The 13213-nt window shown below is 33.8% G+C and carries 12 protein-coding genes; 8 read left to right on the top strand and 4 right to left on the bottom strand.

All coding sequences use genetic code 11. The annotated features are described in order from the left end of the window. Positions 1 to 18 precede the first annotated feature (18 nt). Entirely contained in the window at positions 19 to 1452 is a 1434-nt protein-coding gene (locus M663_RS0103885; protein WP_029687998.1) for a PLP-dependent aminotransferase family protein, read from the bottom strand. 132 nt (positions 1453 to 1584) lie between these two features. Here M663_RS0103885 and iadA point away from each other — a divergent pair, with 132 nt between their 5' ends. Next, entirely contained in the window at positions 1585 to 2760 is a 1176-nt protein-coding gene (gene iadA / locus M663_RS0103890) for a beta-aspartyl-peptidase (protein WP_029687999.1), read from the top strand. Positions 2761 to 2780: 20 nt separating this feature from the next. Here iadA and M663_RS0103895 read toward each other — a convergent pair whose 3' ends face one another. From M663_RS0103895 to M663_RS0103905, 3 genes are all read right to left on the bottom strand, one after another. Continuing rightward, the gene (locus M663_RS0103895; protein WP_003870302.1) at positions 2781 to 3353 is read right to left on the bottom strand and encodes an ANTAR domain-containing protein; all 573 of its coding nucleotides are present in this window, start codon (positions 3351 to 3353) and stop codon (positions 2781 to 2783) included. 20 nt (positions 3354 to 3373) lie between these two features. Continuing rightward, positions 3374 to 4708: a type I glutamate--ammonia ligase gene (gene glnA, locus M663_RS0103900; protein WP_029688000.1), complete on the bottom strand. Its 1335-nt coding sequence runs from the start codon at positions 4706 to 4708 to the stop codon at positions 3374 to 3376. A gap of 158 nt (positions 4709 to 4866) precedes the next feature. Next, the gene (locus M663_RS0103905; RefSeq protein WP_003870304.1) at positions 4867 to 5148 is read right to left on the bottom strand and encodes a hypothetical protein; all 282 of its coding nucleotides are present in this window, start codon (positions 5146 to 5148) and stop codon (positions 4867 to 4869) included. A gap of 100 nt (positions 5149 to 5248) precedes the next feature. Between M663_RS0103905 and M663_RS0103910 the strand changes: the two genes are divergently transcribed. The 7 genes from M663_RS0103910 to dapD all read left to right on the top strand — a co-directional run bounded on the left by M663_RS0103910 (position 5249) and on the right by dapD (position 13201). Continuing rightward, the gene (locus M663_RS0103910) at positions 5249 to 6997 is read left to right on the top strand and encodes an ABC transporter ATP-binding protein (RefSeq protein ID WP_029688001.1); all 1749 of its coding nucleotides are present in this window, start codon (positions 5249 to 5251) and stop codon (positions 6995 to 6997) included. Between the two features lie 12 nt (positions 6998 to 7009). Next, positions 7010 to 8812 (top strand): ABC transporter ATP-binding protein, encoded by a 1803-nt coding sequence (locus M663_RS0103915; protein WP_029688002.1) that lies wholly within the window; start codon positions 7010 to 7012, stop codon positions 8810 to 8812. Between the two features lie 48 nt (positions 8813 to 8860). After that, positions 8861 to 9676: a hypothetical protein gene (locus tag M663_RS0103920; RefSeq protein ID WP_029688003.1), complete on the top strand. Its 816-nt coding sequence runs from the start codon at positions 8861 to 8863 to the stop codon at positions 9674 to 9676. A gap of 151 nt (positions 9677 to 9827) precedes the next feature. Beyond that, positions 9828 to 10817, top strand: a complete 990-nt coding sequence (locus tag M663_RS0103925; protein ID WP_029688004.1) for an aspartate-semialdehyde dehydrogenase — start codon at positions 9828 to 9830, stop codon at positions 10815 to 10817. Positions 10818 to 10830: 13 nt separating this feature from the next. Then, positions 10831 to 11724 carry a 4-hydroxy-tetrahydrodipicolinate synthase gene (gene dapA, locus M663_RS0103930; protein WP_029688005.1) on the top strand — a complete coding sequence of 298 codons (894 nt, stop codon included), beginning with the start codon at positions 10831 to 10833 and terminating at the stop codon, positions 11722 to 11724. Beyond that, positions 11724 to 12479 (top strand): 4-hydroxy-tetrahydrodipicolinate reductase, encoded by a 756-nt coding sequence (gene dapB, locus M663_RS0103935; protein WP_003866979.1) that lies wholly within the window; start codon positions 11724 to 11726, stop codon positions 12477 to 12479. The genes dapA and dapB overlap by 1 nt, the downstream gene beginning before the upstream one ends. After that, complete coding sequence (dapD, locus tag M663_RS0103940; RefSeq protein ID WP_003866980.1) at positions 12476 to 13201, top strand: 2,3,4,5-tetrahydropyridine-2,6-dicarboxylate N-acetyltransferase; 726 nt, start codon at positions 12476 to 12478, stop codon at positions 13199 to 13201. Before dapB ends, dapD begins: the two co-directional genes overlap by 4 nt. Positions 13202 to 13213 lie beyond the last annotated feature (12 nt).

A 13213-nucleotide genomic window follows, 5' to 3' on the forward strand; every position in this document is an offset into this window, starting at 1 on the left:
GCCACCTTACGGCCTTTTTTATATTATAGGAAGATATACGCCGTTTTCATTACATTCTCCTTCTAAAACCTCTTTCAGTATATTTATCCCCTTTTCTATCTCCTCCAACTCACAAGAGGCAAAACTTAATCTTATAAAATTGTTTTCTTTTTTTATTGCAAAAAACATATCCCCTGGAACTATAAGTAAATTTCTCTCTAAACATTTAGAATATAAATTTTTAGCAAAAATATTGTTTTTAAGCCTTAACCAGTAGTAAAATCCCCCTTTAGGATATTCAAACTCAGCATAATTTTTTAATGTTTGAAGCCCTTTACCCATCTTCTCAAATCTTCTTTTCATCACTTGTTTTATTTCCCCAATATGGCTTTTCCAAATATTTTCTCTAAGATATAAATCAAAGGCTCTTTGCATCAAACCTGAAGTAGATAAATCTGTCACATATTTTGCTTTTAGGAAACTGCTTACTAGCCTTTCTGGAGCAATTATAAAACCTAACCTCAAACCCGGCATGTATATTTTTGAGAAGCTTTTTATATAAATGACTCTGTCATATTTATCATAAGCTTTAAGTGGCAATATCTTTTCTTCAGTAAAGCTTAAATCACTGGCAAAATCGTCTTCTAAAATATAAGTTTCATATTTTTCTGCCAACTCTATCAGTTTCTTCTTTTTTTCCTCACTGTATACAATGCCGGTAGGATTATGAAAATTAGGTATTGTATATACGAACTTTGGCTTAAATTTCCTTAACTTATCCTCCAATTCCTCTAAATTTATTCCATCTTTTTCTAAATCTACTTCTAAAATCTCTGCTCCTCTCGATTCAAAAGAGGCTAAAGCCCACGAATAAGTGGGTCTTTCAACAATTATGCTATCTTCAAAATTTATTAACGCTTTTGATACTACATCTATACCTTGCTGTCCCCCAGAAATTACTTGTATATTTTCAACATCAGTAAATATTTCATCTTTTTTTACAAATTCTTTTATAGATTCTCTTAATGGTTTATATCCTCTCGTGTCTTGATACTCAAAAGCATATCCTCCATCTCTTCTCAATACTCTATTGATTAAATCGCCAAAATCCTCCACTGGAAAAAGCTCTGGATTTAAAGAGGAAGAAGCAAAATTTATAATTCCTTTCTTTAATGGAATTTCTCCTTGGTCTGTTAATTTAAAGCTTTCATCAAGGTCCTCCTCTTTTTTTATATCTTCACAGACATAAGTACCGCTTCCCACCTTAGTATATACATACCCATTTTGTTCTAAAAGCTTATAAGCATTTATCACTGTAATATTGTTTACCCCCAACTCCTTTGCAAGGCTTCTTATAGTGGGAAGTTTATATCCACTTGGCAGGCTGCCATTCTCTATAAATCTCTTTATTTGACTGTATAACTGAATATATAAAGGCACATTTTTACTTTTATCAATTGTTATTTTATTCATATCCATCCCTCACAAAATTGTATCGCTACAATTATTATACCATTATTATGACAAAAATTCTTTCTAATTTTAAAATGTATTATAATAGATTGGAAGAAAAAATAATATAAAGAAACCAAATGAGGTGAGATCATGTTTTTACTTTTAAAAGGTGGAGAAGTTTACTCTCCTCAGCCTTTAGGTAGAAAAGATATTTTAATCTGCAATGGAAAAATAATAAAAATTGCTGATGAAATAAAACCTATAAAGGAATTTGGAAATGTAGAAATTGTAGATTTACAAGGCTTTACCATAGTTCCAGGTTTCATTGACCAGCACGTCCACATCGCAGGAGGCGGTGGAGAAGGAGGACCAGTCACAAGGACACCTGAAATAACTCTATCTGATATTACAAAAGGTGGAATAACTACAGTTGTAGGCCTCTTGGGAGCAGATGGAATAACCAGAAGCATGGCTTCTCTTCTTGCAAAAGCAAGATCTTTGGAGCAAGAAGGTATAACTACTTACATATATACCGGTGCTTATGAACTTCCTACACGCACTTTAACAGGAAGTGTAAGGTCAGACTTAGTTTTAATCGACAAAGTAATAGGTACTGGAGAAATCGCCATTTCGGATCACAGGTCTGCACAGCCAACTATTGAAGATTTGACAAAACTTGCTGCAGAAGCAAGAGTTGGAGGTCTTTTAGGGGGTAAACCTGGAATAGTTCACCTGCATGTTGGAGATGGAATAAGAGGATTATCTCCCTTGTTTGAAATAGTAGAAAACGCTGAAATACCTATTACACAATTTGTTCCTACTCATATAAACAGAATAGGACGTTTGTTTGAACAAGGATTAAAATTTATAGAAATGGGTGGCGTAATTGACCTTACTTCTGATATAAAGCCGGACGCCCATACAAAAACTGCTTTAACTCCAAAAGAAGCAATTAAAAAAATCGTAGAAAGCAAATTACCTATAGAAAAAGTTACTATGAGCTCTGATAGCAATGGTAGCATTCCTGTATTTGATGAAAATAAGCGATTAGTTAAGGTTATGGTAGGAAGCACACAAACTCTATACCGCGATTTAAGAGAAGTTATAGTGGAAGGAATACTGCCAATAGAACAGGCAATTAAAATAATAACAGAAAATGTAGCAAAAGTGTTGAATTTATATCCAAACAAAGGGTGTATCAAAGAAAAATCAGACGGGGATATAGTAGTATTAGATGGCAATTTAAATATTCATTCTGTTATTGCAAAAGGAGTATTCATGATAAAAGATAAAAAAATAGTAAAAAAAAGCATGTTTGAAGAATAAAAGAGGCGGTCTCACGCCTCTTATTCTTTATATTCTTGCAATATCATTTCAGCTATTATTTCCATTGGAATTGACAAATCCATGCTCATCTTTCTCATAATTTTATAAGCTTCCTCTTCACTCAATCCTTTAGCTTTCATAATATACCCTTTTGCTTTTTCAATCTTTTTTCTCGCTTCAAGTTCATGCTTTAATTTTTGAATTTCTTCTTTCATGCTCCTAAACTTTTTGTAATTTTCTATGACAAATTCAACTGTCGACAAAAGTACCCCTCTGTCTACTGGTTTTAATAAATAAGAAAATACAGAATATTTTCTTATTTCCTCAAGAAAATCTCTTTGAAGAGTAGAAGTCATCAAAATTACAGGTGCTATATCATCTTCATTTATAATGCGTCCAACTTCAAAACCATTTATATTGGCAAGATTCAAATCCGCTATAACTAAATCAGGAGCGAGAGCGCGACAAAGCCTTATAGCACTTCCGCCATCTCTCGCTTCATAAACCAAGTGTCCATTCGCTAATAACACATTCTTTATGAACTGCCGAGACAAATCGCTACTGTCTGCTAAAACAATTCGCCATTGGCTCATCGAGACACCTCTAATTTAACTTAGAATTTAGAAAGATATTGATCTAATTCCCACTGAGTAACGTATATTTTGTACTCATCCCATTCTGCTCTTTTAGCCTCCAAGAATTTTGTATACACATGATCGCCTAATGCTTCTTTTATAACTTCATCCTTTTCTAACTCGTTTAAAGCTTCTTCTAAAGAGCCTGGCAGTCTTTCAATTCCTAAGTTTTCTAATTCTTCTTTATTCATATGGTATATATTTGCATTTACAGGTGGTGGCGGTGTTATATTATTCTTTATACCATCTAATCCTGCTGCCAATGCAACAGCCAAAGCAAGATAAGGATTGCTGGTTGGATCAGGACTTCTAAGCTCTATTCTTGTAGATTCTCCTCTTTTGGCAGGAATTCGTATTAAAGGACTTCTGTTTCTTGCAGACCAAGCAATATTTACAGGAGCTTCATAGCCTGAAACTAGGCGTTTATAAGAATTAACAATAGGGTTAGTAATAGCTGTCATAGCTTTTGCATGTTTTATAATTCCTCCTATATAGTTATAACATACTTTACTTAGCCCTATAGGGTCAGAAGGGTCATAAAAAGCATTTTTACCATCTTTTGTAAGTGACATGTTCATATGCATTCCAGAACCTGCAATGCCAAAAACTGGTTTTGGCATAAAGGTGGCGTGTAACCCATGTTTTTGAGCAATTATTCTTACCACCATTTTAAAAGTCATCACATTGTCAGCAGTAGTTAATGCATCGTCATATTTGAAATCTATCTCATGTTGTCCTGGTCCTACTTCATGATGAGATGCTTCAATTTGAAACCCTAGTTGCTTAAGAGTGGATACCATTTCTTTTCTTGCGCTTTCTCCTAAGTCCACAGGTGCCATGTCAAAATAACTTGCATCGTCTTGAGTTATTGTTGTAAGATTACCCTTTTCATCCGTCAAAAAGAGATAAAACTCGCATTCAGGCCCTACATTAAATTGATAACCTAATTTCTTTGCCTCTTCTAAATTTCTTTTTAAAACATAGCGAGGGTCTCCTTCAAAGGGAGTTCCATCGTAATTGTAAATATCACATATGAGTCTTGCCTCTACCCCAGAGTTTGTCCTCCACGGGAAGATCACAAACGTATCAGGGTCCGGCCTTAAATACATGTCTGATTCTTCAATTCTCACAAATCCGTCAATTGAAGATCCGTCAAACATGATTTCATTGTTAAGAGCCTTACTTAATTCTTCCACAGGAATAGAGACATTTTTCATGACTCCAAAGATGTCACTGAATTGAAGATGTACATATTCCACTCCATACTCATTTGCCAGTTTTAAAACATCCTCTTTGCTATATTTTTTACCCATAATCTTCCTCCTCTAATAAATTAAGGGCGCACTCAAATAGGGTGCCAATACCCATTTGAAGACGCCCTTGCCTTCCCTATAAATTATTATTAAATTTTAACTAAGAAATATTATATCACATTTTTTTCACAGTGCAATATAGTTTTAATAATTTTTTGCTATTTTTTCTCTACTAGTATGTCAATGCCATCAATCCAGCCAGAAACTACGTTGAAAAGCCATGCTCCAAAAGCACTAACTATAGAAAAAATTATGCCATAAACTATTCCGCCAATGAGGCCACCAATTATTCCTGCACCAAAAGCTCCAAAGCTGTTTGCAAAAAGTCCACCAAATAAACCACCAATGAGTCCCAGAATTAGGCCTATCACAATCCCGTAAATCAAAGTAAATTTAAAAACTGACAAAACAGATATTTTTTTGAGTTTATAATTCCACATTTTAACACCTCCTTCCTTTTTTGAAATTTTAAATGTTTACGTTATAATTATATTATATCCAAAAATAATTATGCCTGTCTGTAGTTTCAGGGGGGATTTTATGAAAAGTTTTACAATAGTTATTCCATTTATAAAAAAGCACAAGTGGGATTACATAATAGGTATAATTTTTTTATTAGCAGTAGACTTGCTTCAAATGATAGTTCCCCATTTACTAGGTTCAGTAACTGATTTATTTAAAAGTAAAGATTTAACTCCAAAAGTACTATTAACGTATTCGTTTTGGATAATAGGTATAGCTATTTTGGTATTTGCTTTTAGATTTATTTGGCGTATGAAAATAATGGGGATGTCAAGGCTTTTGGAAAAAGAACTAAGGGAACAACTTTTTGCTAAGTTTCTTGAACTTTCGCCACAATATTACAATGAACACAAAACAGGTGATTTAATGGCTCATGCCACCAATGACATAAACGCCGTCAGAATGGCAGTAGGACCTGGAATTGTAATGTCTGTAGATGCATTATTTTTAGGCATATCCATAATAATCATAATGATTTTTACTATCGATCCAAAATTGACTATATTAGCACTTCTGCCTTTACCTATTATCGCATTGGTAGTCACTCGCTTTGGCAAACTCATTCACTCAAGATTTTTAAAAGTTCAAGAAGCTTTTTCCTCTTTAACAGATAAAGTTCAAGAAAGCATATCCGGTATCAGAGTTATTAAAGCCTTTGTTCAAGAAAAAGAAGAAATAGAAAACTTTAGAGGAGAAAATTTAAGAAATTTTAAAACAAATATGAACATGATTAAAATCTGGGGATTATTTGACCCTACTGTTCAATTTTTAGCAGCATTAAGTTTTACAATAGCTTTGCTTTACGGTGGAATACAAGTAATAAAAGGGATAATCACTTTGGGTGATTTTGTAGCATTTACCAGTTACCTTGGAATGCTCATCTGGCCTATGATGGCTTTTGGCTGGGTGATAAATATTTTTCAAAGAGGTTCTGCTTCTATGGAAAGGCTTAATAAAATTTTCAGTGAAGTACCAGAAATAACCGATAACTATGCAGATCCAAATATTACACTAATTGAAGGAAATATAGAAATAAAAAATCTCTCATTTTCTTATAAAAAAGGCCTACCTCCTGTTTTAAAAAATATAAACATAAGTCTTCCAAAGGGAAAAACTCTGGCTATAATAGGTAAAACCGGCAGTGGTAAAAGCACTCTTGTAAATTTACTTGCAAGACTTTATAAAGTACCGCAAGATACCATATTTATTGATGGGCATGACATCAACGAAATACCTTTAAAAGTTCTAAGACAAAACATGGGTTTTGTACCTCAGGACAACTTTATATTTTCAGATACTATAGCCAATAATATAGCCTTTGTCAATGAAGAACCCCTAGAAAAAATACAACAATTTGCCACAATAGCAGATGTCCACAAAGATATAATGGACTTTCCACAGCAATATCAAACAATTGTAGGCGAAAGAGGAGTAACTCTCTCAGGCGGTCAAAAGCAAAGGATAGCTATCGCAAGAGCTTTAATAAAAGAACCAAAAATCCTTATTTTAGACGATAGTCTCTCTGCTGTAGATACAAACACAGAAGAAACCATATTAAGCAATTTACGTAAATATATGAAAAATAGAACAACTATAATCGTCTCTCATAGAATCTCTACTATAAAAAACGCTGATGAAATCATAGTATTAGATAATGGGGAAATAGTTGAAAGGGGAACCCATGAGGAACTTATTAAGCTAAAAGGTCTTTATAACAGTATTTATGAAAAACAACAATTGGAAGATGCAATATTAAAAGAAGTTTAAGGCGGTGATAAAATGGAATACCAACAAGAAGAAGTAATGGCAAAACCTTTTGACATTAAAATAATGAAAAGACTTTTGACATATGCTAAACCTTACTGGTTGTACATTTTTATAGCAGCTGTAAGTATACTTTTAGTAACAGCATCAAACCTTCTACGACCATACCTCGTCCAAAAAGCTATTGATAACTATATAAATAACCCTAACATTCCTAAAGCAGAAGCAATAAATGGCGTTACCCATATAGGAATTTTGTATCTAATAATCATAACTGTAGCCTTTATCATAAATTATGGACAGATTTATTTGATTCAGTACACAGGACAAAAAATAATCTTTAACTTAAGGCAACAAATATTTGAACATCTACAGAGTTTATCATTATCATTTTTTGATAAAAACCCTGTAGGAAGATTGGTGACCCGTGTTACAAACGACACCGACACTTTAAATGAAATGTACACAAGTGTCATAGCAAATCTTTTTAATGACATTTTTATAATATTTGGAATAATCATTGCTATGGTAAGTTATAATGTAAAACTTGCATTAATCAGCCTCTCAACTACTCCGTTAATTATTGTAGGAATGTACATATACAGAAAACTGGCTTCACAAGCCTATAGACTTGTAAGAGTTCGCCTTGCCAGAATAAATGCTTTTCTTTCAGAACACATAAGTGGAATGAAAATTGTACAACTTTTCGTAACAGAACATAAAAAAAGTAAAGAATTTGAAAAAATAAATAAAGACTATTATGACGCTAACATGAGGCAGCTTACAATTTTTGCAATATTTCGTCCTTCTATGGACGTAATATATTCTTTAACTTTGGCTCTTTTAATCTGGTATGGTGGGAAAGACATAATATCTCACAAAGTTGAATTTGGCGTACTTTACGCTTTTGTAAATTATTTACAACAACTATTTCAGCCAATTTTCGACATATCAGAAAAATATGACATACTTCAATCGGCAATGGCTTCAGCAGAAAGAATTTTTATACTTTTAGATACAAAAGAACAAATAAAGGACCCTAAAGAACCTATTCCTTTAGAAGACATCCAAGGGAAAATAGAATTTAAAAATGTTTGGTTTTCTTACAACGGAAAAGACTGGGTATTAAAAGATGTAAGTTTTGTGGTCAATCCTGGCGAGACAGTAGCTTTTGTAGGGGCAACTGGCGCAGGAAAAAGCTCTATAATAAGCCTTTTAAGTCGATTTTATGACATACAAAAAGGAGAAATTTTAATTGACGGAATTGACATAAGAAAAGTAAGGCAACAAGATTTGAGAAAACATATAGGTGTTGTATTACAAGATGTCTTTCTTTTTACGGGAGATATTAAATCAAACATAAGACTAAACAACAAAAACATAACAGACAACGATATTTACATGGTAGCAAAATATGTAAATGCTCATCACTTTATAAAAAAACTTCCAGAAGGCTATGAGTCAAAAGTAACCGAAAGAGGCTCTACTTTGTCAGCCGGTCAGAGACAGCTTTTAGCCTTTGCAAGAGCTTTAGCTTTTAATCCAAAAATATTAGTATTAGATGAAGCAACAGCGAATATTGATACAGAAACAGAAAGGCTTATACAAGATGCATTAAAAAAACTAACAAAAGGCCGTACTACCCTTGTAATAGCCCATAGACTATCTACAATACAGCATGCAGATAAAATAATTGTACTTCACAAGGGACGCATAAGAGAAATGGGTACTCACAACGAGCTTTTGCAAAAGAAAGGTCTGTATTATAACTTATATATGTTGCAGTACAAAGACCAATTAATAGAAAAAGAAGCATAAGTAGCATACTAAGATTTATGATGGACATACTATTTTTGAGGTGATAGTATGAGAAAATACTCTAAAATAGTATGTGCCATCTTTATTTTCTTACTTTTATTCAACTTATCAGGCTGTAAAAATAAACAACAAAATAAACCTCAAAAAAAGCCTCAAACAAGTCAAAAAACAGAAGTACCAAAAGAACTATCTAAAATAGAAAAAAATATAGAAAAAATAATAAAAGAAGCACAGAAAATAAAGGAAAAACCACAAAGTGATCAGGAAAAACAAAGTGATAAAGAAAAAAAAGATAAAAAGGAAGAGGATAAAAAATCACCAAAGAAAACTCCTGAAGATAAATCTTGGGAAGAAATTAACAAAGCAATAAAAGATATTCATACAGATTGGAACTCATTAACTCCTTTAGTTACTAAAGAAGGAGCAAAATTAAATCTAATAAACAGTATGAGTGCCGCTATAAATGACCTTACTATTATGGCAAATAAAAAATCAAAAATTGATGTTTTAATATATGCAAATAATGTGTATAAATATATTCCTGATCTAGAAGACCTTTTTCAAACAGAGGCGCCTACTGACATAAAAAGATTAAAATTTTACGCTCAAGATATCGCTTTTAAAAGTGAAGTGCAAAAATGGGAAGAAATTTCAAAAGATTTGATAGATATAAATTCTGTGTGGCAAACTTTAAAGCCAAAACTTCCTAAAGAAGCAAAAAATTCAGCTGACAAATTTGAGGCAGGAGTTACTGAGTTACAAAAAGCGATAAAATCTCAAAATAAAGTTTTAACTAAAATAAAGGCAGAAGTACTTCTACAAGATATAAAATCTCTTGAAAAAACTGCAAAGCCTAAAAAGTAAAAAATTACTTTTTAGGCTTTTTGTTCATCTGTAATCCTTATTTTATTGACTTCATATAATAATAATGATATATTTTAAATTAAATAAACCTGCTTTAATGCAGTATAATTGAAATATTGTCATAATTTTAGAACTTTAGAGGAGGATAATAATGGGAGTTAATGTAGCAATTGTAGGAGCTACCGGAATGGTAGGTAGGACTTTTCTTAAAGTAATGGAAGATAGAAATTTCCCAGTTGACAAACTTTATTTATTTGCTTCGTCAAAATCTGCAGGTCAAAAAATCACATTTAGAGGTAATGAATACATTGTAGAAGAACTTACTGAAGAAAGTTTTAAAAGAGACGTTCAAATCGCTCTTTTTTCTGCTGGTGCAACTATAAGCAAACAATTCGCTCCAATAGCTGCTTCTCATGGCGTAGTCGTAATTGACAATTCCAGCGCTTGGAGAATGGATGAAAATGTACCTTTGGTTGTCCCTGAAGTAAATCCTCAAGACATTTCATGGCACAAAGGAATAATAGCAAATCCCAATTGCTCTACCATTCAAATGGTAGTTCCTTTAAAGCCTCTTCACGACAAATATAAAATAAAAAGAATAGTGGTATCTACCTATCAAGCAGTGTCTGGAGCAGGTAAAAAAGGTGTAGATGACCTTGAAAGAAGTTTAAGAGGAGAACCATGCCAAGTATTCCCTCATCCTATTGCAAACAACTGTATTCCTCACATTGATTCTTTCGCACCAAACGGATACACAAAGGAAGAATTAAAGATGATAAACGAAACCAAGAAGATCATGGGAGATAGTTCAATAAAGGTATCTCCAACAACAGTAAGAGTCCCTGTTGCAAACTCTCACAGCGAATCTGTCAATGTAGAATTTGCAAGGCCTTATGAAATGGAAGAACTAATAGAAGTCTTAAAACATGCCCCGGGAGTTGTTGTACAAGACGATCCTCAAAATAATATTTATCCTCTTGCAACTTATGCTACAGGAAAAGATGAAGTTTTTGTAGGTAGAATAAGAAGAGATGAGACAGTTTACAGCGGTCTTAACATGTGGATTGTAGCCGACAACATAAGAAAAGGAGCGGCAACAAATGCCGTTCAAATAGCAGAACTTTTAATTAAAAATATGTGAAAGGAGAATAATTATGCCTGTTTTTAAAGGGTCAGGTGTCGCTATTGTTACTCCATTTAACGAAGAGGGCGTAAATTTTGAAAAACTTGGCGAGCTTATTGAATGGCATATCAAAGAAGGAACTGATGCTATCATCATATGTGGTACCACTGGTGAAGCCTCTACAATGACACAAGAAGAGCAACAAGCGGCAATTAAATTTACAGTCGAAAAAGTGGCTGGAAGAATACCAGTAATTGCAGGAACCGGTTCTAACAACACAGCCCATGCTGTTGAAATGAGTGAATATGCTCAATCTGCAGGTGCTGATGCTCTTTTAGTTATAACACCCTATTACAACAAAACAACACAAAAGGGATTAGTGGCTCATTTTACTGAAATAGCAAGACACGTAGACATACCTATTATTATTTATAATGTCCCCAGCAGGACATCTCTCAATATGTTGCCAGAAACTTATCTCGAATTGAGCAAACACGTAGATAATGTAGTAGGTGTAAAAGAAGCCAGTGGTGACATCGTACAGGTAGCCGAAATTGCCCGCATCATGGGTAAATCCTTTGAAATATACTCAGGAAATGACGACCAAGTAATACCAATAATGTCTTTAGGTGGCCTTGGGGTAATATCCGTCACGGCAAATATAATCCCGGCAAAAATACATGAAATGACAACCGCTTATTTAAATGGAGATATTGAAAAGGCAAGAGACATGCAGTTAGAACTTAATCCTCTAAATAAAGCCCTCTTTATAGAAACAAACCCTATTCCTGTAAAAACTGCTATGAACTTAATGGGATTCAACGTAGGACCCCTACGCCTCCCACTTGTTGAAATGAGCGATAAAAACTTAGAATATCTGAAATCTGTTCTTTCAAAATACGGTTTATTGAAGGAGGCAAATTAATGATTAGAATAATAATTCACGGCTGTAACGGAAAAATGGGAAAAGTCGTAGCAAAGTTAGCAGCAGAAAGTCCCGATTTTAAAATAGTGGCAGGAGTAGATAAAAACATCTCTCCTCTTGACTTTCCTGTTTACAGCGATTTAAAAGATGTAAAAGAAGAAGCGGATGTAGTAATTGACTTTTCATACCATGAAGCTGTACCTAATTTAGTAAAAGCCGCTCTACAAAAGAAACTTCCTGTAGTCATTGCCACAACAGGACTCAGTGAAGAAGAATTAAATGTCATAAAAGATGCATCAAAAGAAATACCAATTTTCAAATCTGCAAATATGTCCCTTGGAGTAAATATACTTATAAACCTTGTAAAAGAAGCTGCAAAAATATTGCAACAAGATTTTGATATTGAAATAATAGAAAAACATCATAACATGAAAAAAGACGCTCCAAGTGGTACTGCGTTAATGATTGCAGATAGCATAAACCAAGTACTAAATGACAAAAAGGAATACGTGTATGGACGCCATACTAAAACTGAACAGAGAAAACCGAATGAATTAGGGATACATGCAGTAAGGGGCGGCACAATTGTGGGTGAACACCAAGTAATTTTTGCTGGTCACGATGAAGTAATCACCATAAGTCACTCTGCCCAATCCCGTGAAATTTTTGGCTATGGCGCCCTACAAGCTGCAAAATTCATAATAAATCAAAAACCTGGCTTATATACAATGGAAGACCTTGTGAAGAAAGGATGATAATTTTGAGCACAAATGATAACTTGACAAACCCTTATGAAATTGCAAGATACATTAAAGAGGCAAAAAAGTCAACGCCCGTTAGAGCTTACATACAAGGGAATATAGAGATTGAAGAAACCGAAGAATTAGAAGTATATGGCTGTGATAACTTTAAAATCGTCTTTGGAGAACTAGATGTCGTTGAAAAATTGATTGAAGCAAACGAAGATAAAATAAAACATTATCGCTTAGAGTATGATCGCAGAAACTCTGCAATTCCTTTACTGGATATTAAGCATCTTGACGCGAGAATAGAACCCGGTGCAATAATTAGAGATAAAGTCAAAATAGGCAAAAACGCTGTGATAATGATGGGGGCAGTGATAAATATAGGTGCAGAAATTGGTGAAAATTCTATGATAGACATGAACGCAGTAATAGGCGCCAGAGGAATTATAGGCAAAAACGTCCATGTAGGAGCTGGAGCTGTTATAGCCGGGGTATTAGAACCCCCCAGCAGTGTACCAGTTGTGCTTGAAGATAACGTACTTGTCGGGGCAAACGCAGTTATATTAGAAGGAGTAAGAGTAGGTCATGGAGCTGTTGTAGCAGCAGGATCAGTTGTGACAGAAGATGTACCACCTAACACAGTAGTTGCAGGAGTTCCAGCAAAGATTGTAAAAATAGTAGATGACAAAACCCGTGAAAAAACAAAACTCATGGAAGACTTAAGAGGTTAAATAAAACACCCG

It is taken from the genome of Thermoanaerobacter sp. A7A (assembly GCF_000445185.1).
Taxonomy (GTDB): domain Bacteria; phylum Bacillota; class Thermoanaerobacteria; order Thermoanaerobacterales; family Thermoanaerobacteraceae; genus Thermoanaerobacter.